Genomic DNA, 21,564 nt, shown 5'->3' on the forward strand with positions numbered 1-21,564 from the left:
GGAGTGACTTCAGCTGATCATTGGGACTCTCTATAGAAAAACCACTCACTCTCCGGGCCGCCCAGAATCGTTCAAGGCAAAAGCATGGTCTGGAATCCATTGCTCGGGATCGATCACACGGTGTCGAACTGCACTGCGCGAACGGCTACCTCGTGAGCCCGTTCATTTGCGCCCACACCAATCGTCGTGACAACAAACATGGTGGTTCACTGCAAAACCGCCTACGCTTGTTAAATGATCCCCGAGCCTGTGCTCAGATGATGTATCGGGCTGGAGCGATCTGATTTCCTTCTACCGTCCGCTCTTCGCCAAATCCGGACCTGCCTCGCGTATCGCCAGCAACTGGCCCCTCAATCCGGTCGACCCGACCAGCATGTACGGCGCAACGGGAAGGCTACACGCACTACCCCACCTGTCGTTCTCAAGCGACCGATGCCGCAGCACCTCTGGAAATAGGGCGCTGTCCACGTTCTCCCATTGAGGAAGATTAGTATGTATCGGCCGAGCACGATTCCTTATCAGCAGCATCGAGGGTTCAGCCGAACCTTCACACAGGGTCATTTGAGCCTTGGATTGTTCTTTCCTTTGGAGGCCTTCGATGGGGACACTCCGAGCATGCTCAACCAGGTCGCACTGGCCAAACAAGCAGAGGCGCTGGGCTTCTGCGCGCTCTGGTTCCGCGACGTGCCGCTTCGGGACCCTGGTTTCGGCGATGTTGGCCAACTGTTCGACCCCTGGGTTTACCTGGGATATATGGCCGCTCATACGTCGGAGATAGCGCTTGGCACTGCCTCCATTGCCATCCCTCTACACCATCCTCTGCACACGGCCAAGGCGTCGGCCAGCGTCGATCAGTTGAGCGCAGGTCGCTTGATTCTGGGGGTAGCTTCCGGCGATCGCCCAGTGGAGTTTTCGGCTTTTGGCGTCGATCCCGAAAGACGCGGAGAAATCTTTCGAGAACACTACGAGGTGATTCGCCAAGCCCACAGCACCAGCTTTGAACCCATCCGCTGGAGCAGTGGTGAGATGCGCGGCGCAGACCTGATTCCGAAACCCACAACCCAAGTCATTCCAATGCTCGTGACCGGCAATAGTCGCCAGTCACTGGACTGGATCGCGCGCGAAAGCGTCGGATGGATCAACTATCCACGTATACCGAACATGCAGCGACTGATCGTGGAAGATTGGCGGCTGGAGGTCATGAAGCAATGTGGCTCCGTCTATAAGCCCTTCACTCAGTCGCTTTACATCGACCTCGATGAGAATCCGTCCACGCCACCCACTCGCATTCATTTGGGGTTCAAACTTGGACGCTACCATCTCCGGTTTTTGCTGGAGTCGCTTGAGGAAATCGGAGTGGACCACGTTATCCTGAATCTCAAATACGGAAAGCGCCCTGCTGCGCAAGTCATTGAGGAGCTGGGTACTCACATCGTTCCGCAATTCGGAGTACAGCCGCTTCCTGAAGAGAATTGATAGGCCGGCCGCTTCCTTGCCGGCCGAGGCGGTATGGTTCAACAGGTTGAAACATCAGGCTGATACCTGTTCAAGGAATATCAGTTGCAACGGCTCTTCGAGCAGGTCATCTGCCGTCGCGGCAAAGCGCTGAAAGTACGGCATCGAAAAATGCGCATCCAGCGCCGCCTGATCCCTGAAAGCCTCGCGCATGTAGAACGTGCCCTGCTCGTCACGCAGCTTGAACAACACATAGTCGAGATTGCCCGGCTCTGCGCGAGTCGGTTCGACCAGCGCCAGCAATTCTTGTTTCAATGCCTGTTCTTTGCCTGCCTTGGCCTTGAGCACGGCAATCGATACCAACACGTTACTGGACGTATTCACCGTCAACGCTCCAACAATAAAAAAATGGAAAGTGATGCCGCGGGCAGTTCAGCGGGCCCACAAGCGAGCCCGCCTGATGGATGAGTGAAATCAGAAACCTTCGAGAACGATCTTGCCCCGGGCCTTGCCGCTCTCGACCAGCGCATGGGCACGACGCATGTTTGCCGCATTGATCGCACCGAAGTGCTCGCCCACGGTGGTTTGCAGAACACCTTGGTCAATCAGAGCGCTGACCCGGTTGAGCAGGTGATGCTGGTTGATCATGTCCGGGGTTTCATACAGCGAGCGGGTGAACATCAGCTCCCAATGCAACGACAGCGACTTGCGCTTGAGTGGCATCACGTCGAGGCTTTCGGGATCGTCAATCACACCCAGACGCCCTTGCGGCTTGAGCACGTCGATCAGTTGTGCAAAGTGCTGTTCGGTGTGAGTCAGGCTGGCGACATAGTCGATCTGCGGCACGTCGAGCGCTTGCAACTGTGCGAGCAGTGGCTGGCTGTGATCGATCACGTGATGCGCCCCCAACTGCCGCACCCAATCAGCGGTTTCCTGGCGTGAGGCAGTTCCGATGACGGTCAGGCGGGTCAACTGTCGGGCCAGTTGCACCAGCATCGAACCGACGCCGCCAGCCGCTCCAGTGATCAACAGGCACTTGCCCTCCCCCGAACCCTCGACGACACCAAGCCGGTCAAACAACAATTCCCATGCAGTGATCGAGGTCAACGGCAACGCGGCCGCATCGGCTGCACTCAATGAACGAGGCTTGTGCCCGACGATCCGCTCATCGACCAAATGGAATTCGCTGTAGCTGCCGGTGCGGGCAATCGAGCCGGCATAGAACACTTCATCGCCCGGCTGAAACAGCGTCACTCCAGAGCCGACCTCGCGGACAATGCCTGTGGCATCCCAGCCGAGGATTTTCGGTTCTTTTGTGAAAGTTCCGGCGCGCATCTTGGTGTCGACCGGATTCACTGATACCGCGCGAACTTCAACCAGCAGATCCCGTGGGCCAGGCGTGGGCATCGGGAGGTTGATATCAATCAATGCTTGTGGATTGTCGATGGGCAAGGCGTGTTCGGTAAAGGTGATGGCTTTCATGGACACTCGCTGTCTGAAGGGTTGGTGCATTCACTTGCGGCCATCTTCGACTTCCCATGTACAAAGAAAAACAAGCAGAATGCGCCAACACTTTCACTGCAGGAGTGAAAATGATCCGCATCGATGATCTTGGTTTATTCATCCGCAGCGCCGCGCTGGGCAGTTTCACCGCAGCGGCGCTGGAGGTTGACTTGCTGCCTGGTCAGGTCGCGGCCGCCATCAAACGTCTGGAACGCGAACTGGACGTGCGACTGTTCGCCCGCACCACTCGCAGCCTGCGATTGACTGCCGAGGGCGAGCAATATCTGCCCACCGCCCACGCAGTGCTTGAAACCCTGAAGCAAGGCAAGGAAAACCTGCGCGGTGAGAACGCCACGCTGCGGGGCGTACTGCAAGTGACAGCGCCGTCCGATCTGGGGCGCAACATACTGCTGCCGTGGTTGACGCTGTTCCGCCGTCAGCATCCGGAATTGACGTTGCGTTTTTTCCTGTCGGACCAGATGGCCAATCTGTTTCGCGACCCGGTGGACGTGGCGATTCGATACGGCCCGAATGAAGACGCCAACTATGTGGCACTGCCGCTCGCACCGTGGAACCAGCGGGTGCTGGTTGCCTCGCCGGAGTATGTGCAACGCTGCGGTGCTCCCCAAACGCCGGATGACTTGAGCAAGCATCCCTGCCTGCTCTATTGGCAAAATGGCCGGGTCTACGACAAGTGGAACCTGGGCGGGCAAACCGTGCAGGTTTCAGGACCGTTGTTCAGCGACGACGCCGATGTCGTGCGGCGCTGGTCATTGGAGGGTGAAGGTATCGCCTACAAATCCTGGCTGGATGTCAGTGCAGATATCGCTGCAGAGCGTCTGCTTGTGCTGCTGCCGGATTATCCCGGGGAAGCTTCACCGTTGAGCCTGGTGTGCCCACATCGCAAGCAGATCAGCCCTGCGGTTTCGCAGCTTTATACGTGGTTGAGGGGCCAGTTTTCTGCTCTGGAGCGCAGTTGAACCGAATGACGGCGATTGATGCCAATCCGCAATCCCCCTGCACACCACCAAGGCCGTAACCAGTGTCGATCAGCTCAGTGATGGCCGCCTGTTACTCGGCGTGACGTGCGGTGAGGGTGGATCAGCAATCCGCCAGGTGGCAAAAACTTAATCAAAGAAGGCCAGGGTGCGAACTTCGATACTCTCGCGCGGTGGGGCTCCCGGCGGCGTATTTGGGTCCCGGAAGGCGGTATGGGGCGTGAAGCGGGCTCGGCCGTCGTGACGCGAGTCATACCCCTTGATCAGCAAGACTTCGTCACGGCGCATGTCCGGAAAATAGTACCAGCGCTGGTGCGGATTGTAGGCCAGGTGGTAGATCTCACCGATACGATCCGGATAGACCAAGTCGGTGGCCAGCAGGTCGTCGGGGTCGAGCGTCGAGGCGTCCAGCACGGCCAGCGGCGAGCGCTTGACGGGCCCACTCATCGGACGCCAGAGGTTGATCTGGGCCACCGGGACCGCTGCCAGTGTGACGGCCTGATCCCCGCCCAGCGCGTCGCGGATACGCTCAGGCCCCGAGCGCTCGGTGTAGTCATTATGCACACGGCTGGCTGGGCCGCGAATACCCCGTCGCTCGGCGTCGCTGCGCCTGGTGTGGTCGAAAATGACGACCCGGCTCGCGCCCGTCAACTCCATGATCAAGGCCTTGACCTCGTCATAGTAGACGCTTTCCACTGAGGTATCGTCGTAGAGGTCGTCAACCACCGTATCCCGCCGATGCAGTTCAAACCCCTGTTTGTCCAGAGAAAGGCTGTCTGCCAAGGGACGACCGTTGTGTATGGGGACCTCGCGCTCCTCCTGCTCAGCAAAGTAGTGCGGTTCACTATCACCAGTCAGAGCTTCGGTATGCACGTAGGGCTTTGCATCGTGCTTGACCAGGTAGGTAAGTGTCGTGATGACACTGGCGGGCATATCAGTTGTGCACTTCAAGTAACACCTCCCGGTCTGCTGACCGCATCCGGCGTGGTGTCCCCGTGGCGGCGCTGAAGCTTGCAAGTAGACTCTCGATCGTAAGCCTTCGAACGGACACTTTCAAATGCTCCCCGAGGTGCATGATCCCCGACCGCTAGAAATCTCTCACCTCGGCACCGACGACCAGCTTTTCCAGGACTGGAGCGTCGGACTCCAGGCCCGCGCCCAGGGCGCGAGTTCGTGGCGGCCGGGTCGTCCAGGTGACGAGGGGGACACTCGTTAGAGAAGCGGAATGCTATAGCTTACAAACACTCGATTCTGATCTACGTTACGAGCCGCTTCGCTGTTGGACTTGCCGTTACGCCAGCCGAATCCGACGCCTTTGAGCGCTCCGGACTGAAGGACGTAGTCCAGGCTAATGTCTCTTTCCCATTCCTTTTGGTTGTCGCCTGACGTCGTTTTAATATTATCGCCGGAGAGGTACATGACCGAGCCTTTCAGGCCAGGGACACCCAGAGCGGCGAAGTCGTAAGCGTACTGACCGAAAACTGTGCGCTCGCCTGCGCGGGCGAAACTTTGGATCAGGCGGTCTGTATACAGATACATGCTTGCTCCACCGGCGCCCTTGTCTACCAGGCTACCCTGACTGAGTTGAGTGAAGTTGCTGCCATCCGACACACTTTGGTACCCCGCAGTAATCGCGTGGCCACCCAGTGTGTAAATCAACGCGGCACTCCAGGTACGGTTGTCGATCTCTCCATCACCGTTTTTGGTGAAGCCACTCATTCTGTAGCCTGACGTACCGGCGCTATTTGCACCTGAGGAGTCAGTGTTGAAGTAGCGCAGGTCGGTTTTAAGGGACTGATTGTCCGAGAGCGCCAGGGTGTGAATTAATCCCAAAAAATGCTGTTTATAGTAGTTATCGAGGTTGGCGTAGTAGTACTGGGCTGTCAGATTCTTGGTGACGTTCCAATCGCCCCCGGCGAAGTCAAACTGATTGCTTTCACGCGTACCACCAGCAACGGCCAACCCCGTCTGATCGGTCGAACCCCGTCCTGTTGCATGTTCGATCCGACCTCCAGTCAAGGTCAGCCCCTTGAACTCGCTCGAAGTGATTTGACCGCCCTCGAAAGTTTGTGGAAGCACGCGCCCATCGTTGGCGACCAGAATTGGGAGTTTCGGAATCAAAGTGCCGTAGCGAAATTCAGTTTTCGACATTTTGACTTTGCCGGTCAGCCCCAGCCGGCTCCACTCGTCGACGGCACGGTTGTCACTGTCAGAAGGCATCATGGTGCTGCCGACATGCCGTCCTTTGCCGCTGTCCAGGGTAACCCCCAGCAACCCCAGGCCATCGACACCAAAACCAACTATTCCATCGGTATAGCCCGATTTGAAGTCCAACATGAAACCCTGCGCCCATTCTTCGGTTTTGGAAGGGGCGGCAATGCCATCGCGGTTGTCGTTATTGAAATAGAAGTTTCTCATTCCCAGGGTGGCTTTGCTATCACTTAGGAAGTCAGCATGCGCCTGGGCACTCAGGGTGACACTAAGAAACAACGAACTTGCAGCAATTTTTTTTCTGCTCACTTATATAGCGCTCCATTTGTTATTTTAAAGTAATAGAAGCAACGCAAAATCTTTCAGCTCAACGCAACGCATACAAGGGAACGGTATTAAATTAATTTAACCAGACCGATAAATGGCGCGCGATTTTATTATGCTGAACACTCATGGCACATTTAGATAAATGAGCCAGTGGCCTGAGCGATTAGTTCGTTAATCAAAAACAGCCAGAAACAGGCATTTAAACAATTTAAATGGATAAACGAATTGACGCCTGTCCAGGAGGGATCGCAGCGTCGTCGGCGTAGCAGTCAAGGCCGCGCAACAATGCGGTGTCCTCGACGCGGGTCTGACGGGCGCCGATAGGCCGATCTGGCTTTCGGTAGCAGATGGGAAACTAGTCATTTTTCCGCGGCTCTTGTTGTTATACAGCGCGATAGCGTTAGAGCCGAGTGTGTGAGAAAGGCACAGGAAGCGCCTTGCCTGGGGAGATGGAGTTCTGCGCTGGGGTCGGAAAATTTGCCCTAGCGTCTGATTTTCGAGGCTGGGCCCCGACAGCATTGCCGGTCAGGGATAGGTGGAGATCTCCAAATGCCAAACCTCCAGATGGCGTCAATAAGAAGTTAATGGTTGAGCAACGGTAATGTCACCACAAACTCGCTCCCCTCCCCATCTCCTGCACTGTGGCCAGTCACTGTGCCACCGTGAGCTTCGACCAACTCTCGCACCACCGTCAAACCAATGCCCAGGCCCGCCCCGTTAAACCCCACCGCGTGAACGTCCTGCACAAAGGGCTCAAAAACGAACGGCAATGCCTTGGCGGTAATCCCAATGCCGGTATCGCGGACGCTTATCTTCACCACGCCGTCCTCGGCGGTCACCGAAAGGCAGACGGTGCCGCCCGCCGGCGTGTATTTGGCGGCATTGCCCAGCAAATTGCCAAGAACTTGAATCAGCCGCAGAGGGTCACCCTTCACCATCAACGCGCATTCAGGCAGATCTGAGTTGAACTGCAACTGGTGAGAGATCATGACGGGTGTGCAGATGTCTTTCGGCTTCGTGGATGATCTGCGTCATATCGACAACGCTGCAATCGAGATGAAACTTGCCGGAGCTGGCGCGGGCGACGTCGAGCAGATCCTCCACCAATCGGGACATGTGCTGCACCTGACCTTCGATCAACTTCTGCATGCGCGGCAGCTCCTCACTGGGCACCCGCACCAGTCGACCGGCGATCATGCTGATGGGCGTCAGGGGATTGCGCAGCTCGTGGGCCACCATCGTCAGGACTTTGCGTTGCTGTTCCAGCGCCTGTTCAGCAGCTGCTTGCAAGTGTTGTGCGCTGAGCGCGGCGATCACCAACTGCTCGTTGGCTTCGCGCATTTCCAGGTACAGCCGCTGCTCTTGCTGTGTGCGTTCTGGTTTTTCTGCATCGGACTGTGCCAAAAGGATCGCCAGGACCAATTGCTGATTGGCCTCGATCAGTTGTTCGAGCTGCTGGTTATCGGCGAGCTGGGCGTTGGCGTCGTTCAGTTCCTTGTGCAAGGCCGCGAGCGCCGCGCGCGCCTCGACGGTTTTCTGGCCAAGCAGGAACAGCTCACGAGCGGCGTTGACCAGCGCCTGCTCGTTCTTGCCATTGGCCTCATTCATGATGGTTTATTCACCCGTGGTCTTTGCCCAAACGCCGCCTGGTAGGCCGTCCGCCGAGCAGGCCTTCCTGGTCAGACAACATTTCGCTAATCTGCAATCCGTTATCGTCAATCTGGTACAAGCGCAGCTCATCGGAATGAGCACTCGCTCGCACTTTGACGACGGCCATGATGCGCAACAGACGGCTCTCCACTTCAATATAGCGCTGGACTATGATGGCGTCGGTGAGAAACGCTGTTCCGTAAGGGCTGAAACGCAGGTCGGTATAGCGGTCTTCCAGTTCCGAGGTCATCAGCACGCTGACGCCGGCGCTCGTCAGGGCCGTGACCATTCGCGACAGGGATTCACGGAAATCTTCGCGGAACGTCGGTGCCAGCGCGAGTTCGAACCCCGACAATGAGTCGATGACCACGCGGGTCGCTTTCAATCGGGTAATTTCGCCCAACAACAAGTGCACGATTTCATCGATGGATAAATCAGGGGCGCGGCTGTCGACCAGGCCAACCTGACCGCTCCGAATCAGCGTTGCGAGGGTCGCGTTCTGCGAATGATTGGGCCGTTGCTCGAACACCGCGATCACACCGGTTTCGCCATTGCGCGCACCTTCGGCAAGGAAGGCGGCCGCCAGTATGCTCTTGCCCGAACCCGACGGCCCGGCCACCAACAACGAGTAACCCCGAGGCAGACCGCCTCCCAGCATCCTGTCGAGCTGCGGCACACCCATTTTCAGGCGCTGGAGCGGAAACTCCAGTGGCGCTTCAACAGGGTTGAAAGCAGCCGGCGCAAAGACCTTGATGCCCGAGGTGGCGATGCGGAAGGTGTGCAGCCCCGGCAAGGTTGGCTGGCCACGCATCTTCATGATTTCCATCTTGCGCACCATGGAGTTGCGCTGAACACTCTGGCGCAGCCAGATCAGGCCATCGGCCACGGTGAAAATCGGGTTGGTCTCGGTTTCGGTGAAGTACTCGCCAATCAGGAAGGTCGTCGCGTGCCAGGTGGTCATTAGCATGCCCAGTTGCTGAACGAACTGCGGCAGGTTGTTGTTGGGGTTGTTGCGGGTCTGGCTGGCCAGTACCACCGATCGGAAAGAGTCAACGAACACCAGCGCCGGTGAATGAATCTCTACCTCGTTGACGATCCGGCGCAACACTTCGTCCAGGTCCCCGGCCAGCGTGTCGTCAGCCAGGTTGATGTAGCGGATCGAGCGGTTGATCGCTTCGTTGTCAAAAAAGTCGAACTGCTGCTGATATCGCAGCATCTTCAGCGGCGGCTCTCCCAGCACTGTAAAGAACAACGCGGGGCGATCAGGCGTCGCCAGGGCAAACATCATTTGATGCGCCAGGGTGGTTTTGCCGCAGCCAGGCGGGCCGGCAATCAGGTTGAACGAAAACTCCGGCAAACCACCGCCCAGCACCTCGTCCAATCCTGGCACGCCGGTGGCCAGGCGGTTGATAGTCACTTTGGTGCTCATGGCGAGTTTTCCTGCGAGGGGGTGTCGCTCAAAGGAGGTTCCCACACGTCGCGAAGCAACCTTGCAGTAAGCGAGGGCCCGATAAGTGTGGTGAGTAATTCATAGAAGGTGATCAACATCACTTCACCGAAGAGCAACGCATCGGCTTCGCTTTGTTCAAGGAGGACCTGCTTGAGAGCATTCAAATCAAACGTAACCTGTGCACGATCATAGATACCGGCCAGGCGCGGATCCCGGGAGGTGCACAGTTGAAGGCTGCGCCGATAAAGCGCAGCCCCGCCTTGGTGACCAATGATGGGCGTGAGGGCGGCGTCCATACCCTGCAAGGTTGAAACAATCGCTCGCGCGATCGCTGCAATGTCAGCGTTGGCGCCAATCCGGTGCGCCAGAGAAGCTACAATCTGGCGGCTCTCTTCGCTTAGCGCGGACATGGCTAAATGGTTTCCGATGGACAGGGTTTGATGGTACACCCTATTGCTGACTATCGAGCGCTTATCAGACGCGGCATACCCATTGCCAGCACCGCCGCGTTGATCATGCCGCCAGTGCTTGTACATCGTTACACCAGCGATAGGGCACATCAGCCTTTGGCGTGCGCCCCGTATACGCAATGCTCATACCGAACGCCTGGGCTCGCAAAGCCACTGCTCTGCCAATCCTTTTCGTTGAGCAGCGAATACGAGTGGCAGTCGAAATGCTCGCGCAGGCGGATGTTGAAACTATCGGGCAAGCGCGACAGCAGTAGCAAAGTGGGTTTCATCGCGTGGTCACTCTCGGCAAGGTTCAAGGCACCAGCGGCATGGGCGTCCGCCATGCCGCCGCGACTGGAGAGGAAGGCTTACTCAAAAACGCAGGAAGTCAACCTGATGGATCAACGCCTTGCGCGTTGTTCAGCGAGGGCTATTTAATGGGTGTCAAAATCAAACGATGGAACATAGCCTGCGCCGAGCAGATGTGGACACTTCGACGACACAAAATCATCACTTAATAAATCATCCGGACTTTTATACCGACTCGTGAAAACCCCAGTGATATTTAAAAGAGTATGTGGCAAGGATGATATGCTGATTTTCTGACTCTCTCTTTCCCTCAGCTTTAAAAGCTTGAGCGATTGCTGGCTTGAAACATTATCGGACGCCCAGATAAATGCCGAAACCGGGAGGTCATATTTATTGCCAATTCCATGACCCAAGAGCCCTCGACTGTCATCCATCATGTTTTCACCATGATCCGATGAATAAAACAAGACAGATGGTTTTTTGCTTAACTTCAATTGATCAATAATTGCGCTTAATAGCCAGTCCGCATATAAAATACTGTTATCATATTCTGCGGTAATTTTGTCCTTGAAGCTGTTTGTTGACGGCTGGAATTTATCAAAATGTTCTGGGTATCGGCGTGAATACTCAAAATGACTACCCTTGACATGAATAAATATGGCTTTCTTTTCTGTATCGCTTTTTTTCAGTATTTTTTCATATTCTGAAATTAATGCTCCATCATAGCTTCTCTCGAAATATTGACGGTACTGTGCCTCTGCAGCTATTTGTGGAATTATTCCTCCAAAACTATCAACCTCCTGTACAGACAACCAATAGGTCATGTACCCGGCTGCGCGATATATACTCACCAATGATTTGGTTGATACAATGGATTCCCAATCCCATATAGGCTCAAGACTCAGCATTGAAGGAACCGCGAACGAGGTATATGGGGCTGTCGTGCAAATATTATTAAACTTGAAAATCCCCGCCTGCTTACCGAGATTTGGGGTTGTTTCCTTGTTATAACCGTAGAGGGACCAGTTGTGCGGCCGTGATGACTCACCGATCACAAAAACAATGGTTTCTATATTTGATTGATCCGACATGCTGGTTATTTTTACATCAGATTCTCGACGGCGCTTGATAAGTTTCTCCGTCCCCAAATACAAGTTTGCAGTAAGGGCCATTTGCGACAAATAACCTACTGGCGTGCTTTGATCTTTTGCAAGGAGATCCATGACTGCAGATTTCCCGAGAGAATTAAGTTTGACGGTTTTATAAAAATACGCCCCATACCCCACTAGCAAGGCGCTAACAACCAGAACAAAAATACCTTTGTTTTTATATAATTCGCGCTTATGCAGGCCTATTAATCCAGCCCCATAGCAAATAACAAAGATCACCAAAACGATACTGATGGACTGCCAATAGGTCGGTAAAAATTCGCTGGCTTCCTTATGGTTTGTCAAGCCAATAAACATATAGGCCGCTGTTAATTTCGAGTTGAAATTTAAAACCAAAAAGAGATCAACAGCTGCCAGCAAATAAAATGGCAGCAGAATGATGTGAACTTTGAATTGATTGGATGAAATAAATCTAATCGCCAAAAGCCACAACACCGACATGCCAAGGGTGTAAAAGACCAACAAATCAATTTTAGAGTATTGATAGTTTGTTAGCGTTCTAACAATCAACGGTGAAAGCAGATATGACCACAGTACTAAATTTGGCCATTCTGCTTTTAGTATTTTAGATGAGTAATCGATAATTTTGGCGGAGTTTTTCATTTGATAATTATTCTCGCAGGACACCCACATGCCTCCTCAGAGGGTAGCTCCAATTGGCGCGCTCGCTGTATCCTGTTAAAAATATTCTCTCCTTTGGCGACCAAACGTAGCGAGTCTCGGCTATTGCCAGCAAGCTTGTCGCGAAAAATCCAACTTGCAGAGCCCTCGAGGGCACGCTAACCCTCCAGGCGCCGCAAGGCTTGACACTGTTACCCCAGGCATTCTGGGGCAAATGAAGAAGCAGCCCGCGACCTACCTTGATGGCCGTTATACAATCAAGTTCGACGGCGTGCAGGGTTCGAACTGACGTTGCAATCTGTGCTTGCACAGCAATAGTGCCCAGGAAATCGGAGACAGCCCCTTATATAAATAATCAATCAGGCTTCTTATAAATTCGCTAATTTCGCTTGATTACATGAAAACGGCCACGTCAACACCAACTAAGTCGTTTGCGCTGGAGCCTCCGTCATGCCTTCGAAAACTTGCGCTTTATCGAAAGCGTTTCGCCGAAGCCGGTGCGCCCCCGACGACCTCGAATCCCTCGATGACCCGGCGAAATTTCCCTTTACGTGCAACAGCGATCTACGCGACAACTGTGCAGGAGCAACGTCTGGTCCCGCGCGCGCGCAACCGCATAGCCAACTGATCGGCAGTCAGTTACCCGCCCAGACCCTCGATGTACGCCTCTGCCGCTGTAACTGCAGCGCTTGCGCCTGCTTGATCGGTTGCGGACGCAGCGCCTGAATGCCACGCAAGACATCACGTACCCGCGACGCTTTGGTCGGGTCATCGAAGCCGCATTGCTGTTGCCACTGAGCCATAGCCGCCAGGTGCGTGCGCGGTGTTGCTGGACAATTGAGCGCCATAGGCCGCCAGGTAGCGCGCCGGCAGCACCCCCGCCCCACTCCGTTTCAAAGTGCTCGACCGCTTGCGCATGGCGCCGCTCGTACTGTCGCTGCGCGCCGCTGGCAGTGGCGGCGCCGACGAAGGTGCACCGGGTCCGCGAGGCTGGGCGCCTAACGCTTATGCGGCTTACGCGAGGGACCTGGACGGTAACAAGCTGGCCGCTTACTGCTTCAAGGCCGCGTAAGCCGCATTGGCGCTGCGCTTAAATAGGAACATGGTTACTTCGCGAGTTTGCCGGTGACCCTGTTCCACCTTTTGTGTAGCGGGCAGCCGGTTGAATCCACAGCCCGCGGGAGACGCTCATACCAGAGCGCCTTTTGAGCGGGCTTTCCAGTGTGTTAAGTCGAGGTACCGAACAACCCACCGCCGCAACAGTGACAGCACCGGACAAGGCAATTACAATTTGATTAACATCCAGCGACTTGAGCGATTGAATACCCCATGGAAAGCAAGACTGCGCGCCTCACTGTGCTCATTGATCCCGTCAAGAAAAAAGCTTTCGAGGACCTCTGTGCAGCACAAGACCTGACGTCTTCGCAGGTGGTCCGCCAACTGATTCGTGACTACCTGGACACTCACGGCGCCAGCTATTCGACCAAGAGCAAGCATGCCACCAGCACCAAGTCATAACTACGACGGACAGTAGTCTCTAGAGAGTCGGCGTACCCTCTACATGACTGACAGCTTCAGCCAACGCAGTGTTGAAGTCGGCGTGGTAATGCTCCAGACCAATTTCTTGCAGGATACCCACCCTATCGAGCTTGTTGAGCACCTTCGTGTTCGCTTCGCAGAGCTTCACCACGATATGCCGCTTGTGCAGCTGCTGAATAACCTCCTCCAACACTTGCAAGCCCGTGATATCCATAAACGGTACGCGCTTCAGACGGATAATCAGCAGGTTTGGGTCAGTGTGGGTCTGAGCTATCACACGCTCGAAGGTCTCGGCCGCAGCAAAAAACAATGGCCCTTCAATCGTATAAATCAAAAGCCCTGGCGGTAGGCGAGTATGGCCATTGGTCCTCAGCTCTTCTTCAAGCTCGTGCTCCACGACCTGCTGCACTTCCACCGATGAGGCCATGCGGCGCATGAAGTGCAGCATCGCAAGAATGACGCCGATATTCACGGCGATCACCAAGTCACTGAACACCGTGAGGCTGAAAGTGATGAGCAGGATGGATACGTCTGCGCGTGGGGCTCGTTGGACCATGCGTTTGAAGTGCTTCAACTCGCTCATGTTGTATGCGACCACGAATAGAATGGCAGCCAGGGCGCACAGTGGGATGTTTGAGGCTAGAGGTGCCAGGAACAGAACAATAAGCACCAAGGTGACCGCATGCGTAATGCCGGCCAGCGGGCTCGTGCCGCCGTTACGGATATTGGTTGCAGTACGGGCAATGGCCCCGGTAGCTGCAAAGCCGCCAAACAATGGTGTGACCAGGTTGGCGACCCCCTGACCGATCAGCTCCTGATTGGAATCGTGCTTGGTGCCCGCCATGCCATCGGCCACCATCGCGGACAGCAGCGATTCGATTGCTCCAAGCATGGCGATAGTGAACGCCGGACCAATCAAATCGATGACGCGGGACGGCGTGATTTCAGGCAGGCTCAACGCTGGCAAGCCTTGAGGTATACCACCGAATGCACTGCCAATCGTGGCTACCCCCTCGAAATGAAAGGTTGACTGTATTGCTGTAGCGACCGCCATTGCGACCAGCGGCCCAGGCACCCGTTTGAGACCGGGAATTCTGGACGCGGTGATGACCAGGAAAAGGCTAAGTAGCGCCAACAGGGTGGTGACCATGTGAAGATCTGGCAGGGCCTGTAGCAGATGCCAGAGCTTTTCATGGAAATGCTCTCCACTGATCGTCGGTAAACCGAAAAAGTCTTTCCACTGCCCGATCCAGATGATCACACCGATGCCCGCGGTGAATCCGACAATCACCGGGTCGGGGATAAACTTGATGATCGCACCGAGCCGTGCCATCCCCAGCAATAACAAGATGGCCCCCGCCATCATCGTGGCGATTTGCAGTCCGTCAACGCCATGCTTGGCCGTGACCCCCGCCAGAATCACGATGAACGCACCTGTCGGTCCGGCAATCTGCAAGCGGCTTCCCCCAAAGAGTGAAACCAGCAGACCACCGATGATTGCGGTGTAAATGCCTTGCTCAGGTTTGACGCCAGATGCAATGGCAAACGCCATTGCCAGAGGGAGCGCCACGACCCCGACGATCACGCCAGACACCATATTGCGAAGCCAGTGCCCTCGCCCCAACAACCCCGCCTTCCATGCCTCACCTATCGCAATCATGGCTAGCCCCTCAGTGGATGCATGTGCATAATATTAACATACAGTGATAATTCAAATGCCCTAGGTCCACTGCTTCGAGCGGCTGGAGATGTTTATAGTGAAAGCTCAGATGGAGCTGGGCGGGCATGCACTGCAAATAGAGAATTTTGAGAGCGCGCGTAGCGTGGTGACAGACATGAATCGTAAAACTGTGCAAACCAAACATGCCGAAGGCGTGACCTTCGACACCCATGTGATCGCAAACCCGACCAACCCCAAGGAGTGGATAGTGTTCTTCAAGAAGGACGCTGGCAGGAGTTATTTCTTGGTTGATGACAACGAGGAGGTCGAGTCTTTTGGGCATCTGGATGACTTGATCGCCGAGCTTCGAGACCTGGGCCTCAAGACCGCTGAAATCCACTTTTAACCCTTGGATCACGCCTTGGAGACATAATCATGTCAGTGATAGTTGACTGGGCACAGGCAGGTCGAACTAGACCCTGCATGGCTATTTGATACCGCGCTTGGCGGGTGGCATCCAGTCCGTTAGTGCCCAGCATGATCTCCCAAACATCATGACCAGACACAATTGTCGCCAAGCGTAAGCGGGCCGTGGCATGAGCTAAGGCCCGCTCGTACTGGGCGACGAGCGTAAGGCACCGTGCACACTGGCTAGACGGCGCGCTTTTTTCACTAGAGCTCGAATGTCGTAGCTGACCACTCGTTCGCCGTACTGTCACCTTGATATCTCAGACCAGGACGAGCGGGCCATTACTGCCCCTTCAGCCACACCGTCGGACCGACTAGGTGGCAGGGGAATCGCCCCTGCTTTCCTTAAAGCATCCGAGCGGCTGTTTAGACGTCTACCGGCCCTCGTGACAGGCAGAAAACGCCCGATATTGTTGAAAACGTCGGTCCTTCCAGACTGTCCGCATACTTACCGTTGAAAATGCCTTTTTTGCGCGCCGCCACGCTAAATCTGAGCCACGGAATCTTCTGCTCAAAGTAAAGACTTCAATCTCAAGTGCGTATTTTTTTGCTGTAAAAACCATGGCTGACTTTTTCAACAGAATCGGCCAAAAACGGCCTGTCAGATGTGCCTATGAAACCAGGACCGATTCAGAAGTCGCTCTGCTGGCGATTCAACATTATGATCGAATGGCCAGCGAGACTTGTACGATCGTGGCAGGCCGGGAGTCAGAGCGGTTTGCCTAAGCCTTGAGAGCGCTTGCAAGGCCGCTCTTCACCCTCGCGTTAATATTGAAGAATGTTTATGCGAATTATGCGATTAGCGGCGACCCTGCAGTAGACCATATCGATCGAGGGAGCGACCAATGAATGGTAATGGGATAATGGAAAATAAAATTGGCAAAGGACAGTCTTTTGCCAAACGAATCTACCTGCCACGCCTTATTGGCCTGGCGATTGGCATGCTCAGCGTACTGGCCGCCATTGCGCCGCTGGATCTGCCGGGATGGATATGGGTACTGTTGCTTTTCAACGGCTTGGTTTGGCCGCATCTGGCCTATCAATTGGCCATCCGTGCGAGTGAGCCGTATCAGGCGGAGCGGCGCAACTTACTCTACGACTCAGTGATGGGCGGGTTCTGGACCGCGACCATGCAGTTCAATCCCTTGCCTGCCGTTACCATCCTTTCGATGATGACGATGAACAACGTCGCTGCAGGCGGCCAGCGTTTGTTCGTGCATGGCGCGCTAGCCCAGGTTGTCGGAATTCTGCTTGCGATAACACTGTTCGGTCCGCAGGTGCAGCTTAATGTAACCGCCCTACAGATTTACGCCTGCTTGCCGATGCTGACGCTCTACCCGTTAGCGCTGGGCTGGGTCTGTTATCGCCTGGCCATAAGCTCGCCGACCACAAGCGCCGTCTTAGCGCCCTGAGCTGTACCGATAGTCTCACCGGCCTGTTCAATCATGGGGCGTGGAAGGATTTGCTTAACGTGCAGTTTTTCACCTGCCGGCAGGAGAGCTTCGAAACGGTGATCGCGATCATTGATGTCGATCACTTCAAACAAATCAACGACACTTACGGCCATCTCGTTGGCGACAGCGTGCTACGCCAGCTGAGCGCCGAACTTAAGAAAATCCTTCGCCAAGGTGACCTAGCCGGTCGCTGTGGTGGAGACGAGTTCTGTGTGATCCTGCCCAACAGCCCACTGAGCCAGGCCGGCGAAATTATGGAGCGATTGCGAAGGGCAATGGGCAACTACCGCAATGAGCAACTGCCTGAGCTGCGAGTCAGTCTGAGTATCGGCTTGGCATCGTGCAGCAGTGCAATGACCGACGCCGCAGACTGGCTCAACGAAGCCGACAAGGCGCTGTATGCGGCCAAGAACAGTGGGCGCGATAAGGTCCATTTCACCTCAGGCGACATCGTCAACGCACCTTGAATCACAGTGGATTCGCTAGCCCCGTTGTAAACCAATTTTTACAGCAACTAGATGGTTTCATCGTGGGCTATGCCCAGGGTGCAACCCAGATCATTTTTCGCAGGGGTAGCCAGCATGGAAGGCGAGCATCGTTAAAAAGCTACTGTCGATGGCGCGTGTGCCTGGATACGACTTCAGTAAGTCAACCACATTTCGTACTCGTTGGCCTATCTTGATATCCCACACTGGGAAGCAAAGTCACATGTGGTCCTGACGAGATACGCTTAAGCTTTTCATCTGAATGATAACGGGGTCTTTAAGTGACAAGCCGCGTGACTAAGCAACCAGCCGTTCTTCTGTCATCGAGATAATCGTGTCCAGCCCACGTCAAACGATAAAAAATATTGTCCGGAGTATCGTAGTGTTCTGAGTATTTCTTCACGAATCCAGCATCTTCGAGGATCTCCATCTGATACTCCAAGCTTCTTTGGAAATCTCCAAGATGCTCACTATCATCAGAGATGCCATAGTCGTGTTCAAGCTGATGCGTAATTTCCGAATATGAAGACCCAACGGATATCAGGCTGGATTCAATGCACGACAAAACTCCAAAAATCAGCGTGTTGTCTCGTTTCACATTGCACCCCACAGAAATTAACTACTTTGGTTCGATTCTATTCTTATCGAATTGCTTATAGAAACAAAAAATCCGGCTTGGCTCCTGAGTCTTAAGACCTGCGACGACCAACCCACTGTTGAAAAAAAATCGCCTCTGCGAACGGGATTTCTCCCGCTCGCTGGCGATCTGTCAGCTGGAGGTATCGACTGCACGCTTTTCGATTGCCGGGGGTGTCCAGAGGCCCTTCGTAATTGCATCATCCGGCCAATAAGCTCGCAGGAAGAGGGAGAAGTCCGCCCCTTTCGGTGCCGGTAGCCAATTACTTTCCTTGTCCGCGCCTGGCGACTCGGCCTGTACATAGAATGTCAGCGAGCCGTCAGCATTGGTCTTCAGATCCTGGTTTTTCGTGCCGAGCGAGTAACGGTTGAGCGGGTTGGGCACAAAAAAGTGCGCAGAGTCATACGCAGTGAGCGACCAGAAGCCCTTCACTGGCGGCAATTGTCCCTTCGCGAAGGTGACCGTGTAAGCAGTCGCACCATTGAGACGCATGCCGGCTGCATCGAGGTCTTGATAGAAGTACCGTGTCTCGTTGGGTGCATTCACCAGGATGTTCGACTTCGCCACGGCGGTGCGTGTGAAATAGTCGGTGCCAAAGTGTGCCCCATTGGTGATGGTGGACCAGTGATGGGGTAGCTCAATGCCCCAGTTGCGGAACTGTAGCAATGGGTCGATCAGTTCCCGATCGGCTTTTTCCGCCTCGTCGATCATCGCCTGCTTCAATTCCGGATTTTTCTGCGCAGCGGCGATCACGGCCAATACTTGCGCATAACGCGCCGCCTCTCCAGCCACCGCCGGTGCCAGGTCCAATACGGCCGGCAACTGATCGAAAAAGACGTCGGGACGCACCCAGCGGGTTTCGCCCCTGGCGTCATCGCGCTTCGGGAAGACCGGCAGCTTTCGCCAGTCCTGGCGTTTCATAGTGCCGTCGTATTCGGCGACTGGATAGACGTTGATGCCTTGGATGACCTCTTGCACCGCTTGCCTGTCCTGCGGCGTGTCATCTTGAAAAACGCGTGGGCCGACGAAGGCGGCATTGGATTGAGTCCGGATCACTCGGGTAATGCCCTTGGGCACCGTACCCTGCCAGTTCGGCCCCACGACCAGATAAAAACCGGGTTTGGTTCCGTACATTACGCCCAGGCCATTGATGCTTTCAGTGCGTAGATCGGAGAGTTGAATGACCCAGAATCGTTTGCCGAAGTCAGGTATCTGGATGACCACCGGGCTGTCATTGAGCGCCAGGTAACCAGCGCCGTAAACGACGTCCTGGTTGGGACAGGCGATGGAGCGCTGATCCGGCTTGATGTAATCGCTGAGCATGGTCAGGCGATTGTGGGGTGCGATTGGCAGCGTGCCGCCAATGAGCCCTTGCTCGGGAGCTTTGGCGTAAGCCAGGCGCCGATTGTACATGTTGACCATCGGCCAGGCCCAGAACCAGGCATCACGCGCCACCAGGCGAGCGTATGCTTCGGTAATACGGGTATTTTCGGCTGGTCCTGAAGGCAGTACCAGCGCTTGCGAGGGCACGGCTTCTGCCTGGGCGAGCACAACGGGTGCGGCGGTGCCGAGCAGCGCAGCCATTGCGATCGGCAGTATCTGTCCCAGTGCCCTGGAGGTTCCTGACATCTCTCTCTCCTTCGATTATCCAAGCGATCATCGATCGTCTTGTTGCGAATCAGGCTGCGCAATGCACCGACCTCACTCGATTACAACCGCTCAACGAAACGCAAGCCGGGTCGGTCTGTTGCATCACGGGTGCCTTTACCCGCTGTCGATGAGCAAACACTGTGCTCCCTGCTCCCTGGTTTCTCCCCCCCCAATTGGAGAGGGTCGTCGATTTCGAAGCAAAGGAAACCCGCTGCGGCCTCGGCTCTTTCGAAGTCATCCGACAAGAAAGACAAGGCAGGCAAGCCGGCGAAAAAGAAACAGTGACATCCGCTATCCGCCAGGGCGTTACGCCCTAGCTTGCTCGGCCCCTGCTGCGTTCAACAGCAATCAGCAAGAACAGGGCTGTCGCGGCCAACAATGCCCCCGCGAGGAACGTATTGACTGAGCCCATGCCTTGCCATATCGCACCCGCCAGAACGCTGGCGATCAGCATGCATACACCACTGACCAGATTGAAAATACCGAAGGCGGTTCCCTTCAGGTCCATGGGCGCGGTATCCGCTACCAGCGAGGCAAGAATGCCCTGGCTGAATCCCATATGAAGCCCCCACAACGCGACACCCAGCATCATCGTGATGATCGAACCGGATCCAGCGATCACCAGATCCGCCAGGATGAGTAATCCCATGCCCATGCACAGCAGCTTCGTACGGCTGATGCGATCAGACAGCCAGCCGGCGGGATAAGCGGACAACGCATAAAAAATGGCCATGACTACCATCACCAGCGGAACCCAGGCGACCGACAGGCCTGTCTGCTGCGCCCGTAAAACCAGGAACGCCTCGCTGAAACGGGCGAGTGTAAAGACGCCGCCAACAACGACGACCCACCAATAGCCACGGGAGAAGCCGGGAAGGACTCGCCAATGAATGGGAGATCGGAACGTTCGCTCCCTGGAGACAGGCGTGGGCTCCTTGACCCCCACGACGATGAGCGCCACCGCCACTATTGCCGGGATCACTGCAAACCACAGCACAAGCTGGATATCGGCAAGCCATATCATCAGCACGATGGCCATGGCAGGGCCAAGAACAGCGCCTACGGTGTCCATCGACTGGCGCAGCCCAAAACAGGCACCACGGATTGACGGCGGCGACACATCTGCAACCAGGGCATCTCGCGGTGCACCCCGGATGCCTTTGCCGATTCGATCCAGAAAGCGTGCGGTGAAGACTACTTCCACCGAATGTGCCAGGGGAAACAGTGGCTTGCTCAGTGCCGCTACGCCATACCCAAGCAGTAACAATCCTTTGCGCCGCCCCATGAAGTCACTGATCGCCCCGGAGAACACCTTGATGAGCATCGAGGTCGACTCGGCAACACCCTCGATCACCCCGACGGTCAATGCACTGGCCCCCAATGTAGTGACCATGAACACGGGCAGCAGACTGTGGACCAACTCCGACGATAGATCCATGAACAGGCTGACAAAGCCTAACGCCCAGATCGTGCGGGGAATGCCAGAGCGCTCAGCGCCGGTGCGCGGACTTTCGCTACTCATTTTTTCA

The 21,564-nt window shown here is 55.3% G+C and carries 19 protein-coding genes and 4 pseudogenes; 8 read left to right on the forward strand and 15 right to left on the reverse strand.

Translation table 11 applies throughout. From position 1 onward, the window contains the following. Positions 1-119: 119 nt before the first annotated feature. Together AC3WWR_RS05560 and AC3WWR_RS05565 are read left to right on the forward strand one after the other, a co-directional pair. A pseudogene (locus AC3WWR_RS05560) lies at positions 120-491 on the forward strand (oxidoreductase); the annotation flags it as partial. A gap of 1 nt (position 492) precedes the next feature. Then, positions 493-1,476, forward strand: a complete 984-nt coding sequence (locus AC3WWR_RS05565) for an LLM class oxidoreductase (RefSeq protein ID WP_020800177.1) — start codon at positions 493-495, stop codon at positions 1,474-1,476. Positions 1,477-1,530: 54 nt separating this feature from the next. On the opposite strand, the gene AC3WWR_RS05570 is transcribed toward AC3WWR_RS05565, so the two are convergent. After that, positions 1,531-1,839 carry a putative quinol monooxygenase gene (locus AC3WWR_RS05570; protein WP_033040698.1) on the reverse strand — a complete coding sequence of 103 codons (309 nt, stop codon included), beginning with the start codon at positions 1,837-1,839 and terminating at the stop codon, positions 1,531-1,533. Positions 1,840-1,929: 90 nt separating this feature from the next. Continuing rightward, positions 1,930-2,937, reverse strand: coding sequence for a zinc-binding alcohol dehydrogenase family protein (locus AC3WWR_RS05575; protein WP_492598550.1), 1,008 nt, complete (start codon positions 2,935-2,937; stop codon positions 1,930-1,932). Between the two features lie 110 nt (positions 2,938-3,047). On the opposite strand from AC3WWR_RS05575, the gene AC3WWR_RS05580 reads away from it, so the two are divergent. Further along, entirely contained in the window at positions 3,048-3,938 is an 891-nt protein-coding gene (locus AC3WWR_RS05580; protein WP_033040702.1) for a LysR family transcriptional regulator, read from the forward strand. 147 nt (positions 3,939-4,085) lie between these two features. Here the strand turns inward: AC3WWR_RS05580 and AC3WWR_RS05585 are convergent, their stop codons facing one another. The 8 genes from AC3WWR_RS05585 to AC3WWR_RS05620 form a co-directional block, all read right to left on the reverse strand. After that, on the reverse strand, positions 4,086-4,907 hold the full coding sequence (locus tag AC3WWR_RS05585; RefSeq protein WP_033040705.1) for a CmcJ/NvfI family oxidoreductase: 822 nt from the start codon (positions 4,905-4,907) through the stop codon (positions 4,086-4,088). 261 nt (positions 4,908-5,168) lie between these two features. Continuing rightward, positions 5,169-6,476 carry an OprD family porin gene (locus tag AC3WWR_RS05590; protein WP_033040707.1) on the reverse strand — a complete coding sequence of 436 codons (1,308 nt, stop codon included), beginning with the start codon at positions 6,474-6,476 and terminating at the stop codon, positions 5,169-5,171. A gap of 599 nt (positions 6,477-7,075) precedes the next feature. Then, positions 7,076-7,483 carry a sensor histidine kinase gene (locus AC3WWR_RS05595; protein WP_432669311.1) on the reverse strand — a complete coding sequence of 136 codons (408 nt, stop codon included), beginning with the start codon at positions 7,481-7,483 and terminating at the stop codon, positions 7,076-7,078. Then, complete coding sequence (locus tag AC3WWR_RS05600) at positions 7,443-8,102, reverse strand: sensor histidine kinase (protein WP_432669310.1); 660 nt, start codon at positions 8,100-8,102, stop codon at positions 7,443-7,445. Before AC3WWR_RS05600 ends, AC3WWR_RS05595 begins: the two co-directional genes overlap by 41 nt. 10 nt (positions 8,103-8,112) lie before the next feature. Beyond that, positions 8,113-9,573 carry an ATPase domain-containing protein gene (locus AC3WWR_RS05605; RefSeq protein ID WP_492598551.1) on the reverse strand — a complete coding sequence of 487 codons (1,461 nt, stop codon included), beginning with the start codon at positions 9,571-9,573 and terminating at the stop codon, positions 8,113-8,115. Continuing rightward, on the reverse strand, positions 9,570-10,130 hold the full coding sequence (locus AC3WWR_RS05610) for a hypothetical protein (protein WP_237749928.1): 561 nt from the start codon (positions 10,128-10,130) through the stop codon (positions 9,570-9,572). Before AC3WWR_RS05610 ends, AC3WWR_RS05605 begins: the two co-directional genes overlap by 4 nt. Before the next feature lie 23 nt (positions 10,131-10,153). After that, complete coding sequence (locus AC3WWR_RS05615) at positions 10,154-10,387, reverse strand: hypothetical protein (RefSeq protein WP_020800166.1); 234 nt, start codon at positions 10,385-10,387, stop codon at positions 10,154-10,156. Positions 10,388-10,477: 90 nt separating this feature from the next. Then, positions 10,478-12,124, reverse strand: a complete 1,647-nt coding sequence (locus tag AC3WWR_RS05620; protein ID WP_042955766.1) for a phosphoethanolamine transferase — start codon at positions 12,122-12,124, stop codon at positions 10,478-10,480. Between the two features lie 428 nt (positions 12,125-12,552). Here AC3WWR_RS05620 and AC3WWR_RS05625 point away from each other — a divergent pair. Continuing rightward, a pseudogene (locus AC3WWR_RS05625) lies at positions 12,553-12,718 on the forward strand (phenylacetate--CoA ligase); the annotation flags it as partial. Between the two features lie 59 nt (positions 12,719-12,777). Here the strand turns inward: AC3WWR_RS05625 and AC3WWR_RS05630 are convergent. Next, positions 12,778-12,990, reverse strand: a complete 213-nt coding sequence (locus tag AC3WWR_RS05630; RefSeq protein WP_020800164.1) for a phage integrase family protein — start codon at positions 12,988-12,990, stop codon at positions 12,778-12,780. Between the two features lie 107 nt (positions 12,991-13,097). Between AC3WWR_RS05630 and AC3WWR_RS05635 the strand changes: the two are divergent. Continuing rightward, positions 13,098-13,214 (forward strand): annotated as a pseudogene (locus tag AC3WWR_RS05635) (VOC family protein); the annotation flags it as partial. Positions 13,215-13,471: 257 nt separating this feature from the next. After that, entirely contained in the window at positions 13,472-13,660 is a 189-nt protein-coding gene (locus tag AC3WWR_RS05640; RefSeq protein WP_020800162.1) for a ribbon-helix-helix protein, CopG family, read from the forward strand. Between the two features lie 19 nt (positions 13,661-13,679). Here AC3WWR_RS05640 and AC3WWR_RS05645 read toward each other — a convergent pair whose 3' ends face one another. Beyond that, positions 13,680-15,341 carry a SulP family inorganic anion transporter gene (locus AC3WWR_RS05645; protein ID WP_432669309.1) on the reverse strand — a complete coding sequence of 554 codons (1,662 nt, stop codon included), beginning with the start codon at positions 15,339-15,341 and terminating at the stop codon, positions 13,680-13,682. Between the two features lie 175 nt (positions 15,342-15,516). Between AC3WWR_RS05645 and AC3WWR_RS05650 the strand changes: the two genes are divergently transcribed. Together AC3WWR_RS05650 and AC3WWR_RS05655 are read left to right on the forward strand one after the other, a co-directional pair. Beyond that, entirely contained in the window at positions 15,517-15,747 is a 231-nt protein-coding gene (locus tag AC3WWR_RS05650; protein WP_033039294.1) for a hypothetical protein, read from the forward strand. A gap of 925 nt (positions 15,748-16,672) precedes the next feature. Next, a pseudogene (locus AC3WWR_RS05655) lies at positions 16,673-17,730 on the forward strand (diguanylate cyclase). Positions 17,731-18,025: 295 nt separating this feature from the next. On the opposite strand, the gene AC3WWR_RS05660 reads toward AC3WWR_RS05655, so the two are convergent. The 3 genes from AC3WWR_RS05660 to AC3WWR_RS05670 form a co-directional block, all read right to left on the reverse strand. Continuing rightward, positions 18,026-18,346, reverse strand: coding sequence for a DUF2513 domain-containing protein (locus tag AC3WWR_RS05660; RefSeq protein WP_141195528.1), 321 nt, complete (start codon positions 18,344-18,346; stop codon positions 18,026-18,028). 171 nt (positions 18,347-18,517) lie between these two features. Beyond that, complete coding sequence (locus tag AC3WWR_RS05665) at positions 18,518-20,014, reverse strand: DUF1254 domain-containing protein (RefSeq protein ID WP_020800158.1); 1,497 nt, start codon at positions 20,012-20,014, stop codon at positions 18,518-18,520. Between the two features lie 334 nt (positions 20,015-20,348). After that, positions 20,349-21,557 (reverse strand): MFS transporter, encoded by a 1,209-nt coding sequence (locus tag AC3WWR_RS05670; protein WP_492598552.1) that lies wholly within the window; start codon positions 21,555-21,557, stop codon positions 20,349-20,351. Positions 21,558-21,564 lie beyond the last annotated feature (7 nt).

It is taken from the genome of Pseudomonas sp. EB271-G4-1 (assembly GCF_058791355.1).

Excerpts from the sequence above, each read along its gene's own strand:
- AC3WWR_RS05565 (WP_020800177.1), top strand. The coding sequence starts at position 493 with ATGTATCGGCCGAGCACGATTCCTTATCAGCAGCATCGAGGGTTCAGC.
- AC3WWR_RS05575 (WP_492598550.1), bottom strand. The coding sequence starts at position 2,937 with ATGAAAGCCATCACCTTTACCGAACACGCCTTGCCCATCGACAATCCA.
- AC3WWR_RS05580 (WP_033040702.1), top strand. The coding sequence starts at position 3,048 with ATGATCCGCATCGATGATCTTGGTTTATTCATCCGCAGCGCCGCGCTG.
- AC3WWR_RS05595 (WP_432669311.1), bottom strand. The coding sequence starts at position 7,483 with ATGATCTCTCACCAGTTGCAGTTCAACTCAGATCTGCCTGAATGCGCG.
- AC3WWR_RS05600 (WP_432669310.1), bottom strand. The coding sequence starts at position 8,102 with ATGAATGAGGCCAATGGCAAGAACGAGCAGGCGCTGGTCAACGCCGCT.
- AC3WWR_RS05605 (WP_492598551.1), bottom strand. The coding sequence starts at position 9,573 with ATGAGCACCAAAGTGACTATCAACCGCCTGGCCACCGGCGTGCCAGGA.
- AC3WWR_RS05610 (WP_237749928.1), bottom strand. The coding sequence starts at position 10,130 with ATGTACAAGCACTGGCGGCATGATCAACGCGGCGGTGCTGGCAATGGG.
- AC3WWR_RS05615 (WP_020800166.1), bottom strand. The coding sequence starts at position 10,387 with ATGGCGGACGCCCATGCCGCTGGTGCCTTGAACCTTGCCGAGAGTGAC.
- AC3WWR_RS05620 (WP_042955766.1), bottom strand. The coding sequence starts at position 12,124 with ATGAAAAACTCCGCCAAAATTATCGATTACTCATCTAAAATACTAAAA.
- AC3WWR_RS05630 (WP_020800164.1), bottom strand. The coding sequence starts at position 12,990 with ATGGCGCTCAATTGTCCAGCAACACCGCGCACGCACCTGGCGGCTATG.
- AC3WWR_RS05640 (WP_020800162.1), top strand. The coding sequence starts at position 13,472 with ATGGAAAGCAAGACTGCGCGCCTCACTGTGCTCATTGATCCCGTCAAG.
- AC3WWR_RS05645 (WP_432669309.1), bottom strand. The coding sequence starts at position 15,341 with ATGATTGCGATAGGTGAGGCATGGAAGGCGGGGTTGTTGGGGCGAGGG.
- AC3WWR_RS05650 (WP_033039294.1), top strand. The coding sequence starts at position 15,517 with ATGAATCGTAAAACTGTGCAAACCAAACATGCCGAAGGCGTGACCTTC.
- AC3WWR_RS05665 (WP_020800158.1), bottom strand. The coding sequence starts at position 20,014 with ATGTCAGGAACCTCCAGGGCACTGGGACAGATACTGCCGATCGCAATG.
- AC3WWR_RS05670 (WP_492598552.1), bottom strand. The coding sequence starts at position 21,557 with ATGAGTAGCGAAAGTCCGCGCACCGGCGCTGAGCGCTCTGGCATTCCC.